The sequence below is a fragment of the Pedobacter sp. UC225_61 genome (genome assembly GCF_044452285.1).
GTDB lineage: Bacteria > Bacteroidota > Bacteroidia > Sphingobacteriales > Sphingobacteriaceae > Pedobacter.
Genome location: NZ_JBIOAL010000001.1, coordinates 2,002,839 through 2,021,880, shown reverse-complemented (window position 1 = coordinate 2,021,880; position 19,042 = coordinate 2,002,839). Strand labels below are relative to the sequence as shown.

Below are 19,042 nucleotides of genomic sequence, written 5' to 3'. Positions count from 1 at the left end.
CAATTAATAGAGGAAAAAATGAGTACAATAGATCATTTCGAAAATAAAAGCGCCCCTTTAGTTGACGGGAAAGAAGAATATACCATAACTGTTTATGCAGAAAATCGTATTGGTTTATTAAACAGGATCGCTATTATTTTTTCTAAACGAAAAATAAATATTGAGAGTTTAAATACTTCTCCATCTGAAATTGAAGGCATTCACCGCTTTAATATTGTAATCCACGAAGGTTACGAAGTAGTTAGGAAGCTTGCCCGTCAGATTGAAAAGCAAATTGAAGTACTAAAAGTGTATTTTAATACGAACGATGAAATTATTTGGCAAGAATTGGCACTTTACAAAGTATCGACTGATGAAATTGCTGAGAAAGTAACTGTTGAGCGCTTGTTAAGACAATACGGTGCAAGTGCGGTAGTTATTCGTAAAGATTATACTGTTTTTGCTGTGACCGGTCATAAAGAAGAGACAGATGCATTAATTGCTGCTTTAGAGCCTTACGAATTAATTGAATTTGTACGTAGCGCAAGAGTTGCAATTATTAAAGATAGCGCAGGTTTCCATGAAAAACTGAAAGAATTTGAAGCCATTGAACCAGGTGAAGAATTAGTAGAAAATGAGTTTCTAGAAAAAGGGGCAAAAATATTTACGATGTAATATTTAAAAATTAATAGATATGAAACTTATAAATGTTGTACCAGTTTTAAGAATATTTGATTACGATAAAACGATTGAATTTTATGTGAATTGGTTAGGTTTTAAAATAGATTGGGAGCACAGATTTGAAGAAAATACTCCTGTTTATATGCAAGTTTCCTTGGGCGATATTATTTTGCATTTAAGTGAGCATCATGGCGATGCATCACCAGGTGGAAATGTTTTTATTCGTTGCGAGGGTGTAAAAGAGTTTCATAAACAATTAATTGCAAAGAAATATAAATACAATCGGCCCGGGTTGGAAGAAACTTTTTATGGCAGTTGGTGCGTAACAGTAAACGATCCTTTTTATAATAAAATTTCATTTAATGAAGATATTGATAAGGAAGAGAAATTGTCTGACCAATGAAAAACAGAAAATAGTTAATTAAACCCGATTGAAATGAAAGCCCACAGCGTAGTGAGGACTTGAAATGAAAAGCGGGACTGAAGAAAACGAAAAGTGCTAAACCTGCTTTTCAAGCTAAAATTAAAACATAAACTAATAAAGAAATAAACAAAAAACAATGGCAAATTATTTTAACACATTACCACTTAGAGAAAAACTAAACCAATTGGGTGTTTGTGATTTTATGGACAGTTCTGAATTTTTAGACGGTGTAAATGCTTTAAAAGGTAAAAAACTGGTAATTGTAGGTTGTGGTGCGCAAGGTTTAAACCAAGGTTTAAATTTAAGAGATAGCGGTTTAAATATTGCTTATGCGTTGCGTAAGGAAGCTATCGAAGGCAAAAGAAATTCTTGGAAAAATGCTACTGACAACAATTTTACTGTTGGTACGTACGAAGAATTAATTCCGACAGCAGATGTGGTAATTAACCTTACTCCAGACAAACAACATACAGCGGTGGTGAATGCTGTAATGCCATTAATGAAAGAAGGCGCTACACTATCTTACTCGCATGGGTTTAACATTGTAGAAGAAGGTACACAAATTCGTAAAGATTTAACTGTTATTATGGTTGCCCCAAAATGTCCTGGAAGTGAAGTTAGAGCAGAATATGTGAGAGGTTTTGGTGTACCAACTTTAATTGCTGTGCACCCAGAAAACGATCCACAAGGTAAAGGTTTAGCGCAAGCAAAAGCATATTGCGTAGGTACTGGTGGACATAAAGCTGGTGTGTTAAAATCATCTTTTGTGGCCGAGGTAAAATCTGATTTAATGGGCGAGCAAACTATTTTATGTGGTTTGTTGCAAACTGGTTCTATTTTATCTTTTGATAAAATGGTAGAAAAAGGAATTGATGCCGGTTATGCTTCTAAACTAGTTCAATATGGTGTTGAAGTAATTACTGAAGCTTTGAAACAAGGTGGTATAACTGCCATGATGGATAGATTGAGTAATCCTGCAAAAATTAAAGCATTTGAAATTTCGGAAGAATTGAAAGATATTATGCGTCCGTTGTTTCAAAAACACCAAGATGATATTATGAGCGGCGAATTTAGTCGTATTATGATGGAAGATTGGGCAAATGGCGATAAAAATTTATTGGCTTGGAGAGCTGAAACTGGTGAAACTGCTTTTGAAAAAACTCCTGCAGGGGATGTGAAAATTGGTGAGCAAGAATATTTTGATAACTATACTTTGATGGTTGCATTTGTGAGAGCAGGCGTTGAGTTGGCTTTCGAAACTATGGTTCAGGCAGGTATTAAACCAGAATCTGCGTATTACGAATCTTTACATGAAACGCCACTAATTGCAAATACAATTGCTCGTAAAAAATTGTTCGAAATGAACCGTGTAATTTCTGATACTGCAGAATACGGTTGTTATTTATTTGATCAAGCTTGTAAACCGTTATTAGCTGACTTTATGAAAAAAGTGGATACTGATTTAGTTGGTAAAAACTTTAACGATGGCAAAGATGGTGCAGTTGATAATAGAACACTAATTGCAGTAAATGAAGCTATTCGTTCTCATGAAGTAGAGCAAATTGGTGCTACGTTGCGCAAAGCGATGACCGCAATGAAATCAATTAAAACAGCATAGAATAAAAAGAATGTCATCCTGAGCCTGTCGAAGAATTCTTTTTATCCATTAAAGCCCTCGACAAGCTAAGATTGACAACAATTAAATATAACAAGATGTCAAAAACATTAGTAGAAAAAATTTGGGATGCTCACGTTGTAAAAAGTGAAGCAGGATTTCCTGATATTTTATACATTGATACACATTTCATTCATGAGGTAACTAGCCCTCAAGCTTTTGATGGTTTGCGCAAACGCGGATTACCTGTTTTTAGACCAAAACAAACTATTGCTACTGCCGATCATAATGTACCGACTTTAAATCAGCATTTGCCGATTAAAGAAGAGCTTTCTCGTTATCAGGTAGATATGTTAACGAAAAATTGTGCAGAATTTGGCGTTGAATTATATGGCTTAGGACATCCTTTTCAAGGTATTGTTCACGTAATTGGACCAGAATTAGGAATTACCCAACCAGGCGCAACGATAGTTTGTGGGGATAGTCATACATCTACACATGGTGCTTTTGGCAGCATCGCCTTTGGCATTGGTACTTCTCAGGTTGAGCAAGTAATGGCAACGCAATGTTTATTGCAGCAAAAACCTAAAACCATGAAAATTGAGGTGAATGGTGAAATTGGTATTGGGGTAAGTGCAAAAGATATTATTCTTTATATTATTTCGCAAATTTCTGCGGCTGGCGGAACAGGCTATTTTATTGAATATGCAGGTTCGGCAATTACTTCTTTAAGTATGGAAGCCAGAATGACCATCTGTAACATGAGTATCGAAATGGGTGCTCGTGGTGGATTAATTGCTCCTGATGAAACTACTTTTGCGTATTTAAAAGGCAGAGAATTTAGTCCGAAAGGAGCAGAATGGGATAATGCAGTAGCAAAATGGAAAACTTTATACAGTGATGCTGATGCTCATTTTGATGAAGTTTTAACGTTTAATGCTGCTGACATTGAGCCAATGATTACTTATGGCACAAACCCAGGAATGGGAATGGGCATTACTCAAAATGTACCTGCAACTGATAAACAAGCTATTCCTGAACAATTATCGTATCAAAAAGCATTAGATTACATGGGCATTTCCGATAATTCTCCCCTATTGGGAAAATCAATCGATTACGTTTTTATAGGCTCATGTACCAATTCTAGAATGGAAGACTTACGGGAAGTTGCGCATTTTGTGGAAGGAAAACACAAGGCTGATGGCGTTACCGTATGGATTGTTCCTGGCTCTAAACAAATTGAGCAACAGGCAATTGCCGAAGGTTTAGATAAAATATTTGAAGCTGCTGGTTTTCAATTAAGAGAACCTGGTTGTAGTGCCTGTTTAGGAATGAATGAAGATAAAATTCCGGCAGGAAAATACTGTGTTTCTACATCGAATAGAAATTTTGAAGGTAGACAAGGACAAAATGCAAGAACATTATTGGCTAGTCCACTTACAGCCGCAGCTGCAGCAGTTACAGGCCGAATTACAGATGTAAGAGAATTATTAGAAGAACACGTATAAAAATTAAAAAGAGATGCCAGAAATATATTGGGATAGCAAATTATACGATAAACAACATCATTTTGTTTCTGATTATGGAGCAGATGTTGTGCAATGGCTTGCTCCAAAAACTGGTGAACATATTTTAGATGTAGGTTGCGGGACTGGTCAATTAGGTGCTCAAATCGCTGAAAGTGGTGCTACTGTAACTGGAGTTGATGCTTCTTTGGAGATGATTAATAGTGCAAAAGCCGCTCATTCTAATTTAGATTTCGACGTAGTTGATGCGACCAAGTTGCCTTATGAAAACACTTTTGATGGCATCTTTAGTAATGCAACTTTCCATTGGATAGAAAACCAAGATGCATTAATCGAAGGATTATATAAAAGTTTAAAAACTGGCGGCAGATTAGCTGCAGAGTTTGGCGGTAAGGGAAATGTTAAAAGTATAACAGATGCTATTGAATCAGCAGCCAGACAATTGGGTTTAGCAGAACAAATTGTAACCAATTTTTGGTTTTTTCCATCAGTAAGCACTTACACTACCTTATTAGAAAAACAAGGTTTTGAAGTTGAACAAGCTTGGTTATTTGATAGACCTACAAAATTAAATGGCGAAAATGGAATGTACGATTGGATTAGTCAATTTGCTCAACATGCATTTAAAAAACTGACAACAATACAGTCCGAAGAAGTCAAAAATTTAGCTGTACAACTACTAAAACCCAATTATTTTAAGAACGGAGAATGGGTTGCAGATTATAGAAGATTGAGAATTAAAGCTTGGAAGAAATAAGCCTAGAAGACAGTAATTAATATTAAGAATGAAAAAATTCGAAAAATTAACATCGGCTATAGTGCCTTTAAATATAGAAAACATTGATACCGACCAGATTATACCTGCGAGGTTTTTGAAAGCAACTACACGAGAAGGTTTTGGTGAAAATTTATTTTGCGATTGGCGATATGATGAAAATCGCAATCCTAAACCAGATTTCGTATTAAATGACAAAACCCATACTGGAAAAATATTAGTAGCTGGCAAAAACTTTGGTTGTGGCAGTAGTCGTGAGCATGCGGCTTGGGCAATACAAGATGCAGGTTTTGACGCTGTGGTAAGTAGCTTTTTTGCAGATATTTTTAAAGGAAATGCCTTAAACAATGGCCTTTTACCAGTTCAAGTGAGCGATGACTTTTTGCATCAACTATTTATTGAAGTGACAAAAAACCATGAAAATCAAGTTGAAATTGATTTAGAAAAACAAACTATTACAATACTAAGTACTGGTCAGCAAGAAACTTTTGAAATCAATGCTTATAAAAAATCGTGTTTAATTAATGGTTACGATGATATCGATTTTATCTTAAACCAAAAACAATTAATAGAAGAATTCGAACAAACAAAATAATGATACAACCAGTCGTCCATATTGATAATTTAACCTTAAAATACCAACACAAATTGGTGTTAGCGGATTTGAATTGGACAATAAATCGTGGAGAAAACTGGTTATTAAGTGGTAAAAGCGGTAGTGGAAAAACTTCATTAGTTAAACTAATTGCTGGCTTAATCAATGGCTATGGAGATATCCAAATTGAATTTGATTCTACTCATAAATTACCTGCAAAAGCATTGTATGTTGCAAGCTGGTATCAATTTAAAGATTTAGAAGGCGAATCTAATTTTTATTATCAGCAACGCTACAATAGTCAACAGGCACATCGTACACATACGGTTTATGCCGAATTACTAAACTACGGTAAGGAAAATCAGCTTGAATTTAATCAGCTAGAAAATATTTTAAGCGCTCTAGGCTTTGCTGAATTGAAAGACGTTCAGTTAATTCAGTTATCAAGTGGAGAGCACAAAAAATTACAATTGGTTAAAGCGATATGGTTAAAACCGCAGTTGTTAATCTTAGACCAACCATACACAGGATTAGATGCGCCTTCGCGTAAAAACCTAAGCGCATTATTGAACGAGATTTCTTCTCAAGGTGTGCAATTAATTATGATAACTGATCCTAATGAATTACCAACATGTATTAATCGCTTTGCAGAAATAAAAGATGGACATTTAACTATCTCCAAAACATTGGAATCCATTTCTGTTTTACCTAAAAAGATTGTAAAAACCATACCAATTTTTTTAAGCAAAGCGCCAATTTCTACTGCCGAAATTTTAATCAGTATGACTGATGTAAATATTAGTTATGGTGAGAAAAAAGTGTTAAAAAACATTAACTGGGAAGTTAAGGCTGGAGAAAAATGGTTGTTACAAGGCCATAATGGTTCAGGGAAATCAACATTATTAAGCTTAGTAAATGGCGATCATCCTCAAGCCTATGCAAACAATATCCATCTATTCGGCAATAAAAGAGGAAGTGGAGAAAGCATTTGGGAAATTAAAGCGCACATTGGTTTAATATCGCCAGAATTGCATTGGTATTTTGATGCAACAGCAACAGTTTTTCAAAGTATCGCCTCTGGTTTCTTCGATAGCTCTGGTTTATTTAAAACGATTGGCGCAGAAAAACAGGCTCAAGTAGAAGAGTTAATTGACTATTTCGAGCTCAATGAATATAAAAATGAATTATTAAAAGTACTTCCTCTTGGCAAACAAAGACTGGTTTTATTAGCGAGAACAATCATCAAAAACCCAGAATTATTAATACTAGATGAGCCTTGCCAAGGTTTAGATCAACAACAAACAGAACATTTTAATCATTTAATAGATGAGCTGTGTACCAACGGAATGACTTTAATTTATGTTGGGCATTTTGAAACACAATTACCAGCCTGTCTTACTCATAAATTGCTGTTAAATAATGGCGAAGTAATAGAAAATATAAAAGCGTACCACACAAAAAAAGAATTAGCATAATGAAGAAGCATATATTAGTTATTCCTGGAGATGGAATTGGACCAGAAGTTACCCAATGGGGAAAAGCAGCATTAGAACATATCGCAACGACTTACGATCATGATTTCACTTTTGATGAAGCCTTAATGGGTCATGCTGCTATTGAAGCAACTGGAAATCCACTACCAGATGAAACCTTAGCAAAAGCTAAACAAAGTGATGCCATTCTTTTCGGTGCTGTTGGTCATGCGAAATACGATAATGATCCTTCATTAAAAGTAAGACCAGAACAAGGTTTGCTTAAAATTAGAAAAGAGCTAGGTTTATATGCTAACCTTCGCCCTATTCTATTATTTGATGAGCTTTTACATGCCTCAAGCATTAAACCTACCATATTAAAAGGAACAGATATTTTGTTTTTCAGAGAATTAACAGGCGACGTTTACTTTGGAGAAAAAACTCGATCTGAAGATAGAACTACAGCTTCTGATTTAATGATTTACCACAAATATGAAGTTGAACGCATTGCACATAAAGCATATGCAGCAGCCCGTCAACGTCGTGGAAAATTATGTTCAGTAGATAAGGCAAATGTATTGGAAAGCTCTCGTTTATGGCGTGAAACCGTTCAAGAAATTGCAAAACAATACCCTGATGTGGAAACAAGCCACATGTTTATTGACAATGCCGCCATGCAATTAATTAAAGATCCGAAACAATTTGATGTAGTGTTAACCGCCAATTTATTTGGGGATATTTTAACAGACGAAGCGTCGCAAATTGCAGGTTCTATGGGCATGTTAGCCTCAGCTTCTGTAGGTGATGGAACAGGATTCTTTGAGCCAATCCACGGTTCAGCTCACGATATCACAGGCAAAGATTTGGCAAATCCATTGGCTTCTATCCTATCAGCTGCGCTAATGCTAGAAATTAGTTTTGGACTAAAAGAAGAGGCTAAAACTTTAGTGAATGCAGTAGATAGAGTACTTAAAGAAGGTTTTAGAACCAACGATATTGCAGATAGCACTACCAACAGATACAAGGTATTAGGCACCCAAGAAATGGGCAAATTAGTCTTGAAATTTTTATCACAAACCGTTACCACAAATTCATAAAGCGATGATACACGATCCTAATAAAGTTTACATTTTTGACACCACCTTGCGTGATGGAGAGCAGGTTCCAGGCTGCCAATTAGATACGAATCAGAAAATAGAAATCGCAAAATCTCTCGAATTTTTAGGGGTTGATGTAATTGAAGCTGGATTTCCGGTATCAAGTCCTGGTGATTTTACAAGTGTAATTGAGTTATCAAAAGCTGTAAAGGATCCAATTATTTGTGCATTAACACGTGCAAATAAAAATGATATCGATATTGCTGCAGATGCTTTACGTTTTGCTAAAAGACCAAGAATTCATACAGGAATTGGAGCGAGCGATATGCACATCAAAACGAAATTCAACAGTACTCGTGAAGATATTTTAGAGCGTGGGGTTGAAGCGGTGAGATATGCTAAAAAATATGTGGAGGATGTAGAATTTTATGCTGAAGATGCGGGCAGAGCAGATATTGAGTTTTTAGCAAAAATGATTGAAGCAGTTATTGCCGCTGGAGCAACAGTTGTAAATATTCCAGACACGAATGGTTATTGCTTGCCAGATCAATACGGATCTAAGATTTTGTATTTAAAAGAACACGTAAAGAATATAGACAAAGCTATCATTTCTGTGCATTGCCATAATGATTTAGGTTTAGCAACAGCAAATTCAATTGCTGGTTTGCAAAATGGTGCTCGTCAAGTTGAATGTACTGTTAATGGCATTGGCGAACGTGCCGGTAATACTTCAATGGAAGAAGTGGTGATGATTTTAAAAACACACAAAAGTTTAAATCTTCATACCAATATCAATACACAAGGTTTTTATAACATTAGCAGACATGTAAGCGAGCAAATGCACATGCCTGTTCAACCCAACAAAGCTATTGTTGGTGGTAATGCCTTTTCTCACAGTTCTGGTATCCACCAAGATGGTTTCTTAAAAAACCGAGAAAATTATGAGATCATTAAACCAGAAGATGTTGGTTTCCCATCAGCTGCAATTGTATTAACAGCAAGAAGTGGTCGCCATGCCTTAAAACATCACTTAGATAGATTAGGTCATACTTTGGATAAAGACAATTTAGATATCGTTTACAAACAGTTTTTGGTTTTGGCAGACAGTAAGCAAGGCATTGACGACCACGATTTAAATCAGCTAGTAGCTTTACATTTAGTTTAATAGATTACGTCGCAAGACGATAAGAATAGAATAATGACAACAACATATACATTGGATTTTTTAGCAGCAGCTGAAAGACTGAAGGGCACTGTCTTACACACACCTTTAGAATTTAATCAACGGTTATCGGAAAAATACCAAGCAGAAATTTATTTAAAACGAGAAGATAAACAAGTAGTCCGTTCGTATAAATTGCGTGGTGCATATAACATGATGAGTCAAATTCCTGCTGACCAAATTCAAAATGGGGTAGTTTGTGCAAGTGCGGGTAATCATGCGCAAGGTGTTGCTTATTCTTGTAAAAAATTAAAAATTAAGGGCACCATTTTCATGCCCGAAATTACACCAAAACAAAAAGTAAGTCAAACTACTTTATTTGGCAATGGGTGGATAGATATTGTTTTAGTTGGAGATACTTTTGATGATTGCTTAGCTGAAGCTTTACGATTTACTGAAGAAAATAAAATGACTTTCGTTCCTCCTTTTGATCATTATCATGTGATAGAAGGGCAAGGAACAGTTGGTGTAGAAATTTTAGAAGATTTGCCAGATACAGAAGTGGTAATTATGCCAATTGGTGGTGGTGGTTTAGCGTCTGGAACTGGAACATATTTAAAAGAAACTAATCCAAATATCATATTAATTGGTGTTGAACCAGAAGGTGCTCCTTCCATGGATGCCGCTTTTAAAGCTGGCAGACCTATAAAATTAGATCAAATTAATCGTTTTATTGATGGTGCCGCTGTAAAAGCTGTTGGCTTATTAACTTATCCTATTTGTAAAGAAGTTTTAGATGAAATTATGCTTATTCCAGAAGGAAAAGTATGCACAAGCATTTTAAAGTTATACAACGAAGATGCAATTGTAGCCGAACCTGCCGGTGCATTAGCAGTAGCTTCTTTAGATTTATGTGCAGATCAAATTAAAGGTAAAAAAGTAGTTTGCATTGTAAGTGGTGGGAATAATGACATCGAAAGGATGCAAGAAATTAAAGAGAAATCTTTACTTTTTGAAGGATTAAAGCACTATTTCATTGTTCGTTTTCCGCAAAGACCAGGGGCTTTAAAACTTTTTGTAAATGAAGTTTTAGGCCCTCATGATGATATTACCCGTTTTGAATTCATAAAAAAAACAGAACGCGAAAATGGCCCAGCTTTGGTAGGTATCGAACTTAAAGATAGAGAGGATTATGAAGGATTAGTAAGTCGCATGAAAACCTTTAAATTCGACATCATTGAGCTAAATCAGGATCAAACTTTGTTTGAATATCTGGTGTAAGTTTTAAAGCAGATTTGATCAATAGTTAAAAAACGCTTGAGCTTTTACCGTGTGTAAAATTTGGCAAAAGTTTTGCATTATAAATTGCAAAACACACACACAACATGAAAAAGCTAACTTTACTCCTAATCTGCATCGCCTCACTAGGTCTGGCGTCTTGCAAAAAAGACACTATTGTTCAAAGTGCGAACAATTTGACAATTATTAAATACATCGAGCCTAATCAATGGCAATTAAGTAGTGATGGATTAACCTATTACGCTGTTATTAACGAGAGTAGAATTGACCCTAGAACTTTTGAAGACGATGGTATTTTAACTTATATTTCTAGAGGTGATAATAACACCTACGAACAATTACCTTTTGTATACAATGTAGATGCTTATAGTTATGTGATCAGACAAGGATCAATTGAAATAGATATTCAAAGTTCCGACAATCAAGATACTGCACCGATAAAACCAACAACTAGAACACGAGTTAAAATTGTGCTTATCGAATCTGCTCAATAAAAAATTGATTAAAACTCTAAAAAACGACCAATGTTCGCTTGAACGTGGTCGTTTTTTTTGTGCTCTCCACTATTCAATTGTAAGGCTCTAATTTTTACGCCATTTCGTTCTAGTAAAAGCTCATCGTAAAAACCTTTGTAATACACTTCCCTTACCTCAAAACGTCGGCTTTGCCAAGTACTTTTTAGTTCTACCCATTCTGGATAAAAAACGACATGCTGTTTTGTAGTTTTAATCCCTAATTGTGATGCATCATCATTAGATAAAATAACTGCATTTCCTAAAATTTGAGCAGTATATAAATCCGAAGGATTTTGATAAATTGTTTCAGGTTTATCGTTTTGTAAAAGCTGTCCTTGTTTTAAAATCAACAACTGATCAGCGAGAAATAATCCATCTGTTGGATCATGAGAAACCAAAATAATGGTCAGTCCAGTTTCTTTTGCTAACCGTTTAATATCTGCTCGTAATTGATTTTTCAATAATGAATCAACCTGACTAAAAGGCTCATCCAATAACAAAACCTTAGTATTGCTAATTAATGCTTTGGCTATTGCAACACGTTGCTGTTCTCCCCCACTAAGCTCAATTATTTTTTTATCTTTTAGTTTAGTGATGTGCAAATGCTCCATCATTTCTAAAGTTTTAGTTTCTTTCGCTTTTATATCGGTATTAGAAAGCATAGAAGCTATATTATCATACACTTTAGCGTAAATGTTGAGTGAAAAATCTTGAGTAACCATTTTCATTTCAGCATTACCAGGAATAAGCTGTTCATCTGGTCCCTTCACCCTTTTATCGTTCATCAAAACCTCGCCAGCATCCGGTTTAAGCAAACCATAAATACACTTTAACAAAGTTGATTTCCCGCTACCGCTTTCGCCTATAATGGCAACAATATCTCCTCTTTTTATAGAAAAATTAATGTCTGTAATACCCGATGCTTGAGTTTGCTGGTATTGTTTTGTTAGATTATTAACGGTGATTATCTGCTCATTCACAGCGTAAAGATAGAGAAAGTCTAGAAGTTATGGAGTCCGAAAGTTGATTCTATATCTGATTAGAAACAAAAAATCCTGCAAACTTTCGTCTGCAGGATCAGGTTGTATTTGTGTGTTGTGTGTGTTTGCTTTAGTAATTTATCTATTTGGACTAGTTTAATCCAAATGTTAAACCGAATGCCATGTTTTTCAAACCTTTTTGCGGAGTACTATCAAACATATCGCTTGCATAGTATTTAGCAAATAAAGCTAATCCATTAGTACCCACTCTTATTGTACCTCCATAACGGAATGGAGCAAAGTTGTAATCATCTTTAAATTTCTCTTTTCCACGTTCATCGCTAATCTGTTTTACTTTTCCATTTAACAAGAAACCTACTTCAGGACCTGCAATTAAATACCAACGTCTACCTTTATTGTTTTCCTTAGTTCTTAATTCAAAATTTAAAGGAATATGTAAATAACTGCTAGAAAAACGGTTTTTACTAAAAATAATAGGTTCATTAATATAGGTTAAATCAGCTGTATTTTTTTGCATCGTAATGTTGTCTTTCAAACGAATTAAAGTCCAATCGAAACCACCAGCTACATAAATTTTAAAGTTTGAGTTAAATCTATATCCCATTTGTAAAACATCAAATGAAAGGTGGCTAGTTTTCCAAGCTTTGTAGTCTAAAAACTGATTTGCTGGCGACAATGAAAAACTTCCGTTATCAATTAATTTAGAGAAACCGATATCTAAACGAGTAAAAGTAATTCCTCCAACAAAACGACCCTTATTTTGATCAATTTTGCCTGTACTATCTTTTTTACCACCTATATTAATACCTAATCCATAGTTGATATCAAACTTTTTGCGTTTTACGCTATCTTGTTGTGCACTAGCACCTGAGCCTGCCAGAAAGGTAAGTCCGCTTACCAAAACTGCTGTTAAAATTAAAGATTTCATTTGTGTATGTTTGTTTGGTTTATGTGTGTTCTATTTATGTTTTTTACTATTCAATTTTAAAAAGCCAATGTTTATTCCAATTAGCGATGAATTATCATCATCATCTGTATTAAACCTTACCAATTTCTTTTCTCTCTTATCAACTTTATCTACTACGTAGTTTACTAAATCGCCAACATTTCTAATTCCTCTACGTTCGGTAGTATTTTCTGTTTCTGTAATTACTTGGCCTTCCTCTTTCTGAGGTTCAACTTTAGCAATTACTACCTCATTATTTTCTATAGGAACTTCTCTTTCTATTACATCTAATGGCTTGGCATCAGCAGCTTTAATAGGTAGACGATCAGTTATTGTTTTCGGTTGCACGCTTGCTAAAATAATTTCCGAATTATTTTCTGATGGTGTGCGATCTAATAACTGCACTTTTTGAGTTTTTACTGCTGAAGATGTTGAATTGCTTTCTTTTACAGAAACAGGTATAACTGGCACTTCAGTAGTTGGTATTACCGCATCTTGTTTGGTCGGTTCTACAACAGTTGCAACAGTATCATCACCATGCAATTGAATTTTTTCTGTTTTTTGAAAAACCAATAATGCAGTAATTGCAATAGCTACACTTGCGGCTGCCATCCAATAGATCGGAATAACGCGTTTACGTTTTGGTTCCAACTGTTGTTCAATAGTAGCCCATAAATTTGCAGATGGTTCAATTTCTGCATCCTCAAATTTATTCCTAATTAAATTATCGAATTCTTTATCCGGTATGTGTTGCATAACCAAAGCCCTCCATTTTAATAATTTCTTGTTGCAATATTGCTCTCGCTCTACTTAATTGAGATTTACTAGCACCTTCCGAGATACCTAATGTTTCTGCAATTTCTTTGTGCGAATATCCTTCTATAATGTACATGTTAAATACCATTCGATAACCGTCTGCTAATTTTTGTATCACTTTCATTAAATCTTGCATACCTAAACTGCTAAAATCAAAACCTGTTGATGGTTGCTCATACGCATCTTCAATAGGCACAACATTTAATGCTCGCAAGTTTTTTCTATAACTTTCTATTGCGGTATTTACCATTATTCTTCTAATCCAACCTTCAAAAGATCCATCGCCTCGATAATCTTTAACTTTCTGGAAAATTTTAACATAGCCCATCTGTAAAACATCTTCAGCTTCCATACGGTCTTTGGCGTAGCGCATGCAAACGGCTAACATTTTCGATGCAGTTTGCTTGTACAGCATTTCTTGCATTTTCCTGTCGCCAGCTTTGCAGCCTTCCAGTAAGTCATCAATCGTATATGTTTTAGTCACCTTCATTTGTTGTTTGTATAGGGTAGATGAGCCCTAGAGGTAAAAGGTTGCAAGGGGTTGCAAATATTTTTTTATTTGTAAATTTCACGGCTTAAAAATACGATTTAAAGCCATTAAGATAAACTAAGACTTAATGCTCCTTCGCTTCTTAATGTTTATTATTGTTTTGAAAATGAATGGTAGTGTTTTATAGATTCTGTAGTCCCGCTATTCGTTACAATCTTTTTGGCAGTGTCACATTCAACCATCAAAGCACTTTACACCAAAAAGTATTTCCACTACTATCTGGTTTAAGAAACTAAAATCACCTGCAATTAGGAAACTACTCACTGCATGAAGGAAACTATTAACTGCATGAAGGAAACTATTAACTGCATGAAGGAAACTATTAACTGCATGAAGGAAACTGCCAACTGCATGGAGTAAACCATCAACTGCATAGAGTAAACGATCAACTGCATGAAGGAAACTATCAACTGCATGAAGGAAACTATTAACTGTATAGAGTAAACCATCAACTGCATAAAGGAACCTGTTAACTGCATAGAAGAAACTGTTAACTGCAAGTAGCAAAACATATCCAATTATCTATAGCAAACCAACTTTCAGACTTCTTGCCTATTTCCTTTTAAAAATTCTAAAATCTTCCTTATAGGTTAAAAATAAAGAATGATTAAACTGGAAATCAGCGTCTGGAGTTCCTAAATCAAAATGTGGCTCAAAGCGAACATCTAAATACAAATTAGGAATTAACTGTTTCTGATAAGCGTATCTAACTGCTAAAATACTTCTGCTACTTTGTTTAAAACCAACATCGTATAAGTTTTCAGAAACCGACTGATACAACGGCATTCCTTTAATAGTAAGAAACTTATTTCCTTTCCAATACGAAGCAACTAAACTTCCCCATTTGGTGTCTATACCAGCATTTAACCACAAGCCAAAACCGCCTTGGTATGCTCTAACTTTTGTTGGCGAAAAATCTTTATAAACAGCGATGTAATTATCAGTAAAAACTTCTTTTACTTTATCGCCGACTGCTTTATGCAGTTTAAATCCAGCAGCACCATTAAACAAAGTACTTATTGGAATATTTTTTAACACATCAATTTGACCACCTTGATGGTACGCTAAAAATTGAGCAGGAATACTCAGTTTCCAACCATCTCTTTGCATCAAAGTTGATTCTGTACTTAGCCCTCCAACAATTTCTTCTTTTTCTGGAGAACCTTTGTAAATCATTTTTTGCCATGAAATCCAGCTATCTAATTTGAATTTCTCTCTGTCAATTAATAATTGAGTTCCATATTCAATTGGTGTAGTTATTTTTCGTTCAAAATCGTAAATAGGTTCAATGTAATTGTGCTGAATGTTTCCTTCTAAACTTCCAAATACTAAAGTCAGATTTCTTTTATGGTATTTTAAGCTAAATAGAGGTTTTGCATCATAAATTCCTTCATTACCAAAATCTTTACGCAAATAAGCGCCAGCAGTAATTGCCAAATTCGGATTCGCATAGTACACCAATTGAGGTTCTATTTGTGTACCGTATAAAGTGTAACCGTCGTGAAATTTATTAGAATATTCGTAATTACGAACGTAATTGAAATTGTAAAAATTGAAATGGAGCTCTTTATCTAAACTATCTGCAGGACGAATACGATTAAAAATTGCTTCATTATTAAATTGAGCCATTGCTGAAGAAGCAAATAATGTAATTAAGATTGCTAATAATTGTTTCTTCATATCTAAATTTAAACTCTCGCAATTTTAGCCGATATCGTCATTGCGAGAAGGAACGACGTGGCAATCTTTCTCGCTAAATTACTCGCCTTTTTTTTCTCTATAACGCTTATAAATCTTCACAGCCATCATAATAATTACTGCAAACGCAATTAAACCAAGTAGCCCATAAATCCAGTTAACTGCACTTTTTAAGATTACTGTAAATACAATCGCGACCAATAAAATAGTCGCTACTTCATTCCATAAACGCAACTGATTAGAAGAATATTTAAATATTCCCTTTCTCAATTGCTTCATTATATTCTGACAAATGAAATGATAAAGGATGAGTAAAATTACAAAGGCAATTTTTACCCACATCCAGTTTTGAGTAACTAAAAAGTCGAAGTGAGTGTAATACATTAAACCACCAGCCAAAATCGTTAAACACATTGCTGGAATGGTTATGATGTTCCACAGGCGACCTTCAATTTTTGTGAATTCTTTTTGAAGAATATTTTTTTCTAATTCTGGTCTATCATTAGCTTCGGTATGGTAAATAAACAATCGAACGCCATAAAACAATCCAGCCATCCAACTTACGACGAAAATGATATGAACTGCTTTAAAATATTCGTAATATTCTTCCATACTCAAAAAAAGAGTTTTGTTTAATATCGAAATTCCTTTACTACTTCAATGGCATATTTTACATTATCAAAAGGAATATCTGGCATAATACCATGACCTAAGTTAAAGATAAAACCTTCTGTACCACGCATTCTTTCAAACAATTGATGAATATGTTTTTTAATAACTGGTTGATCTGCATATAAAATATGTGGATCTAAATTTCCTTGCACAGCAATTCCCGCAGGTAAAGCGTTTTTAATATTCAATAGATCTGCATTCCAATCAACAGAAATCACATCAGGTTTTGCTTCAGCCATAATGGGCGCAAAAACTGAACTCCCTTTACAAAAAGAAATCACAGGGACATTTGTTCTATTTAGACCAGCAATAATTTGTTGGTTATATTGATGAGAAAACTCTTTATAATCGTTCCAAGATAAAGCCAAAGCCCAGCTATCAAATAGCTGAACAGCATTTACGCCAGCAGCAATTTGTAAGTTCAAATAATCGGTAGTTACTTTTGCAATTTTAGCCAATAAACGATGTGTTAATTCTGGGTGATTGTGCATCAACAACTTAGTTAATTTAAAATCTTTTGATGAACCACCTTCAACCAAATAACTCATTACAGTAAATGGAGCACCAGCAAACCCAATTAGAGGAATACTACCATCCAAACGTTGTTGAATAACTTTAATCGCATCGGCAACATATTCCAATCTGTCTACTACATCAGTTTCTAATTTATCAATATCAGCAGCAGTACGAAGAGGATTTGCGAATTTTGGACCAATACCTTGAGTAAAACTTAAATCGCCTCCCATTGCCTCTCCAGTTACCAAAATATCGCAGAATAAAATGGCTGCATCAATACCCAATAAATCAACTGGCAACATAGTAACATCAGCAGCAATTTCTGGGTTTTTACACATTTCTAAAAATGAATATTTGTTTTTAATCTCCCAATATTGTGGCATAAAACGACCAGCTTGGCGCATCATCCAAACTGGTGGGCGTTCTGTAGCTTTTGAATTTGCAGCGTCTAAAAATAAGTTATTCTTCATGTTTTATTAGGCCAAACCGTTGGCTTCTTTCTCTATAATTTTTATAATTTCTTTAGCTCTTGATGTTGTAGCCAACTCTTTCGCCTTCTCTATGTATGCTTTTGCTCTCTCACTATCTTTTTTCCGCAAAGCGAGATTAGCCAAATGTATCATTACAAACGCTTTATCATTTTTACCGCCTAATGGGAAACGACTTGCAATTTGGAAGTGAAACTCTGCTGTTTCAAAATCTTCTCTTTGCAAAGCAATATTAGCTTTCATAAATTCATAATATCCTCGACGATTTTTAGCTAAACGATCAGGATTTTTAACTTCTGCTAATACTTGTTCTGCTTTATCATAGTTTGCATCTTTAAAATGTTTCGATGCCAATAACACCGAGCTATGCTTAAAAATGACTCCATAAAATAAAAGCAAAAAGAAAACCAGCTATTGCAGCTAACTGGTATTGATTGTAATATAAACTTACCAATGCTGAAAGGGCAAAAGTTGCCATTAAAGCATATCTACTCCAAGTATTATACATTAATGCGTACTATCTGTAAATTTATAACCCACTCCTCTTATCGAGTGAAAATATACTGGGTTTTTCTGATCTGGTTCAAAATACTTACGGAACGTTAATATAAAGTTATCAATTGTTCTTGTTGAAGGATATACATCGTAATTCCAAACAGTTTCTAAAATTTGCTCGCGAGAAACAGCTTCGTTTTTACGCTCAATTAACAACTTCAACAACATTGTTTCCTTTTTAGTTAAAGGCACAACAACGCCATCATCTTGTTTTAATTCAAAAGAGTTAAAATAGATTGTTTTATCACCGATTTTATAAGAGTTTAACTCTTTTAAATCATCAGCTTTTAAGCTACGTTTTACTAAAATTCCAACGCGTAGAATTAATTCTTCTAAGTTGAAAGGTTTTACTAAATAATCATCAGCTCCCTTTTTAAGACCCATTACACGGTCTTCACTCGTATTTTTAGCGGTTAAAAACAAAATAGGAACTTCAGTATTTTCTAAACGAATAGTTTCACACACCTGGAAACCATCCATTTCTGGCAACATTACGTCTAAAATAATCAAGTTGAAACGTTCTTCTTTGAAGATTTTTAACGCAGTTTTACCGTCTTTAACAGCATGAACTTTATAACCCTCTAATTCGAGATTTAATTTAATGGCATCTAACAAATGATCTTCGTCTTCTACCAACAGTATTCTTAATTTTTGTGGCAT

Annotated in this window: 22 protein-coding genes; 11 read left to right on the top strand and 11 right to left on the bottom strand. The window is 34.6% G+C overall.

Annotated features, from left to right (window positions below):
• Window positions 1–18 precede the first annotated feature (18 nt).
• From ilvN to ACHMWN_RS09320, 11 genes are all read left to right on the top strand, one after another.
• Window positions 19–654, top strand: a complete 636-nt coding sequence (gene ilvN / locus ACHMWN_RS09370; protein ID WP_397300095.1) for an acetolactate synthase small subunit — start codon at window positions 19–21, stop codon at window positions 652–654.
• 19 nt (window positions 655–673) lie between these two features.
• Window positions 674–1,063, top strand: a complete 390-nt coding sequence (locus ACHMWN_RS09365) for a glyoxalase superfamily protein (protein ID WP_397300092.1) — start codon at window positions 674–676, stop codon at window positions 1,061–1,063.
• A 157-nt stretch (window positions 1,064–1,220) separates the two neighbouring features.
• Entirely contained in the window at window positions 1,221–2,702 is a 1,482-nt protein-coding gene (ilvC, locus tag ACHMWN_RS09360; protein WP_397300089.1) for a ketol-acid reductoisomerase, read from the top strand.
• A 95-nt stretch (window positions 2,703–2,797) separates the two neighbouring features.
• The gene (leuC, locus tag ACHMWN_RS09355) at window positions 2,798–4,207 is read left to right on the top strand and encodes a 3-isopropylmalate dehydratase large subunit (RefSeq protein ID WP_397300086.1); all 1,410 of its coding nucleotides are present in this window, start codon (window positions 2,798–2,800) and stop codon (window positions 4,205–4,207) included.
• Window positions 4,208–4,220: 13 nt separating this feature from the next.
• The gene (locus tag ACHMWN_RS09350) at window positions 4,221–4,982 is read left to right on the top strand and encodes a class I SAM-dependent methyltransferase (protein WP_397300084.1); all 762 of its coding nucleotides are present in this window, start codon (window positions 4,221–4,223) and stop codon (window positions 4,980–4,982) included.
• 28 nt (window positions 4,983–5,010) lie between these two features.
• Window positions 5,011–5,595, top strand: coding sequence for a 3-isopropylmalate dehydratase small subunit (gene leuD / locus ACHMWN_RS09345; protein ID WP_397300083.1), 585 nt, complete (start codon window positions 5,011–5,013; stop codon window positions 5,593–5,595).
• Window positions 5,595–7,070 (top strand): ATP-binding cassette domain-containing protein, encoded by a 1,476-nt coding sequence (locus ACHMWN_RS09340; RefSeq protein ID WP_397300081.1) that lies wholly within the window; start codon window positions 5,595–5,597, stop codon window positions 7,068–7,070. The genes leuD and ACHMWN_RS09340 overlap by 1 nt, the downstream gene beginning before the upstream one ends.
• Entirely contained in the window at window positions 7,070–8,164 is a 1,095-nt protein-coding gene (gene leuB, locus ACHMWN_RS09335) for a 3-isopropylmalate dehydrogenase (protein WP_397300078.1), read from the top strand. Before ACHMWN_RS09340 ends, leuB begins: the two co-directional genes overlap by 1 nt.
• 4 nt (window positions 8,165–8,168) lie before the next feature.
• Window positions 8,169–9,329 (top strand): 2-isopropylmalate synthase, encoded by a 1,161-nt coding sequence (locus ACHMWN_RS09330; protein WP_397300076.1) that lies wholly within the window; start codon window positions 8,169–8,171, stop codon window positions 9,327–9,329.
• Window positions 9,330–9,362: 33 nt separating this feature from the next.
• Window positions 9,363–10,607 carry a threonine ammonia-lyase IlvA gene (gene ilvA / locus ACHMWN_RS09325; protein ID WP_397300073.1) on the top strand — a complete coding sequence of 415 codons (1,245 nt, stop codon included), beginning with the start codon at window positions 9,363–9,365 and terminating at the stop codon, window positions 10,605–10,607.
• A gap of 104 nt (window positions 10,608–10,711) precedes the next feature.
• Window positions 10,712–11,119: a hypothetical protein gene (locus ACHMWN_RS09320; protein WP_397300070.1), complete on the top strand. Its 408-nt coding sequence runs from the start codon at window positions 10,712–10,714 to the stop codon at window positions 11,117–11,119.
• Between the two features lie 8 nt (window positions 11,120–11,127).
• Here ACHMWN_RS09320 and ACHMWN_RS09315 read toward each other — a convergent pair whose 3' ends face one another.
• The 11 genes from ACHMWN_RS09315 to ACHMWN_RS09265 form a co-directional block, all read right to left on the bottom strand.
• On the bottom strand, window positions 11,128–12,120 hold the full coding sequence (locus ACHMWN_RS09315; RefSeq protein ID WP_397300067.1) for an ABC transporter ATP-binding protein: 993 nt from the start codon (window positions 12,118–12,120) through the stop codon (window positions 11,128–11,130).
• A gap of 151 nt (window positions 12,121–12,271) precedes the next feature.
• Entirely contained in the window at window positions 12,272–13,069 is a 798-nt protein-coding gene (locus tag ACHMWN_RS09310) for an outer membrane beta-barrel protein (RefSeq protein WP_397300064.1), read from the bottom strand.
• A gap of 30 nt (window positions 13,070–13,099) precedes the next feature.
• Window positions 13,100–13,843, bottom strand: a complete 744-nt coding sequence (locus tag ACHMWN_RS09305; RefSeq protein ID WP_397300061.1) for a hypothetical protein — start codon at window positions 13,841–13,843, stop codon at window positions 13,100–13,102.
• Window positions 13,824–14,393, bottom strand: coding sequence for an RNA polymerase sigma factor (locus ACHMWN_RS09300; protein ID WP_397300059.1), 570 nt, complete (start codon window positions 14,391–14,393; stop codon window positions 13,824–13,826). The genes ACHMWN_RS09305 and ACHMWN_RS09300 overlap by 20 nt, the downstream gene beginning before the upstream one ends.
• Window positions 14,394–14,627: 234 nt before the next feature.
• Window positions 14,628–14,960 (bottom strand): hypothetical protein, encoded by a 333-nt coding sequence (locus ACHMWN_RS09295; RefSeq protein WP_397300056.1) that lies wholly within the window; start codon window positions 14,958–14,960, stop codon window positions 14,628–14,630.
• Between the two features lie 45 nt (window positions 14,961–15,005).
• The gene (locus tag ACHMWN_RS09290; RefSeq protein WP_397300053.1) at window positions 15,006–16,133 is read right to left on the bottom strand and encodes a hypothetical protein; all 1,128 of its coding nucleotides are present in this window, start codon (window positions 16,131–16,133) and stop codon (window positions 15,006–15,008) included.
• Between the two features lie 78 nt (window positions 16,134–16,211).
• Complete coding sequence (locus ACHMWN_RS09285; RefSeq protein WP_397300050.1) at window positions 16,212–16,763, bottom strand: CopD family protein; 552 nt, start codon at window positions 16,761–16,763, stop codon at window positions 16,212–16,214.
• A 20-nt stretch (window positions 16,764–16,783) separates the two neighbouring features.
• Window positions 16,784–17,809, bottom strand: a complete 1,026-nt coding sequence (gene hemE / locus ACHMWN_RS09280) for a uroporphyrinogen decarboxylase (protein ID WP_397300047.1) — start codon at window positions 17,807–17,809, stop codon at window positions 16,784–16,786.
• A 6-nt stretch (window positions 17,810–17,815) separates the two neighbouring features.
• Window positions 17,816–18,181 carry a hypothetical protein gene (locus ACHMWN_RS09275; protein WP_397300045.1) on the bottom strand — a complete coding sequence of 122 codons (366 nt, stop codon included), beginning with the start codon at window positions 18,179–18,181 and terminating at the stop codon, window positions 17,816–17,818.
• Between the two features lie 16 nt (window positions 18,182–18,197).
• Window positions 18,198–18,335 (bottom strand): hypothetical protein, encoded by a 138-nt coding sequence (locus ACHMWN_RS09270; protein ID WP_397300042.1) that lies wholly within the window; start codon window positions 18,333–18,335, stop codon window positions 18,198–18,200.
• Window positions 18,335–19,042: a response regulator transcription factor gene (locus ACHMWN_RS09265; protein ID WP_397300039.1), complete on the bottom strand. Its 708-nt coding sequence runs from the start codon at window positions 19,040–19,042 to the stop codon at window positions 18,335–18,337. Before ACHMWN_RS09265 ends, ACHMWN_RS09270 begins: the two co-directional genes overlap by 1 nt.

What these genes read in the sequence shown, in the direction of transcription:
- ACHMWN_RS09350 (WP_397300084.1), top strand. Translation starts at nt 4,221, where the DNA reads ATGCCAGAAATATATTGGGATAGCAAATTATACGATAAACAACATCAT.
- leuB (WP_397300078.1), top strand. Translation starts at nt 7,070, where the DNA reads ATGAAGAAGCATATATTAGTTATTCCTGGAGATGGAATTGGACCAGAA.
- ilvA (WP_397300073.1), top strand. Translation starts at nt 9,363, where the DNA reads ATGACAACAACATATACATTGGATTTTTTAGCAGCAGCTGAAAGACTG.
- ACHMWN_RS09365 (WP_397300092.1), top strand. Translation starts at nt 674, where the DNA reads ATGAAACTTATAAATGTTGTACCAGTTTTAAGAATATTTGATTACGAT.
- ACHMWN_RS09265 (WP_397300039.1), bottom strand. Translation starts at nt 19,042, where the DNA reads ATGCCACAAAAATTAAGAATACTGTTGGTAGAAGACGAAGATCATTTG.
- ACHMWN_RS09340 (WP_397300081.1), top strand. Translation starts at nt 5,595, where the DNA reads ATGATACAACCAGTCGTCCATATTGATAATTTAACCTTAAAATACCAA.
- ACHMWN_RS09290 (WP_397300053.1), bottom strand. Translation starts at nt 16,133, where the DNA reads ATGAAGAAACAATTATTAGCAATCTTAATTACATTATTTGCTTCTTCA.
- ilvC (WP_397300089.1), top strand. Translation starts at nt 1,221, where the DNA reads ATGGCAAATTATTTTAACACATTACCACTTAGAGAAAAACTAAACCAA.
- ACHMWN_RS09305 (WP_397300061.1), bottom strand. Translation starts at nt 13,843, where the DNA reads ATGCAACACATACCGGATAAAGAATTCGATAATTTAATTAGGAATAAA.
- hemE (WP_397300047.1), bottom strand. Translation starts at nt 17,809, where the DNA reads ATGAAGAATAACTTATTTTTAGACGCTGCAAATTCAAAAGCTACAGAA.
- ACHMWN_RS09285 (WP_397300050.1), bottom strand. Translation starts at nt 16,763, where the DNA reads ATGGAAGAATATTACGAATATTTTAAAGCAGTTCATATCATTTTCGTC.
- ACHMWN_RS09320 (WP_397300070.1), top strand. Translation starts at nt 10,712, where the DNA reads ATGAAAAAGCTAACTTTACTCCTAATCTGCATCGCCTCACTAGGTCTG.
- ACHMWN_RS09300 (WP_397300059.1), bottom strand. Translation starts at nt 14,393, where the DNA reads ATGAAGGTGACTAAAACATATACGATTGATGACTTACTGGAAGGCTGC.
- leuC (WP_397300086.1), top strand. Translation starts at nt 2,798, where the DNA reads ATGTCAAAAACATTAGTAGAAAAAATTTGGGATGCTCACGTTGTAAAA.
- ilvN (WP_397300095.1), top strand. Translation starts at nt 19, where the DNA reads ATGAGTACAATAGATCATTTCGAAAATAAAAGCGCCCCTTTAGTTGAC.
- ACHMWN_RS09270 (WP_397300042.1), bottom strand. Translation starts at nt 18,335, where the DNA reads ATGTATAATACTTGGAGTAGATATGCTTTAATGGCAACTTTTGCCCTT.
- ACHMWN_RS09330 (WP_397300076.1), top strand. Translation starts at nt 8,169, where the DNA reads ATGATACACGATCCTAATAAAGTTTACATTTTTGACACCACCTTGCGT.
- leuD (WP_397300083.1), top strand. Translation starts at nt 5,011, where the DNA reads ATGAAAAAATTCGAAAAATTAACATCGGCTATAGTGCCTTTAAATATA.
- ACHMWN_RS09310 (WP_397300064.1), bottom strand. Translation starts at nt 13,069, where the DNA reads ATGAAATCTTTAATTTTAACAGCAGTTTTGGTAAGCGGACTTACCTTT.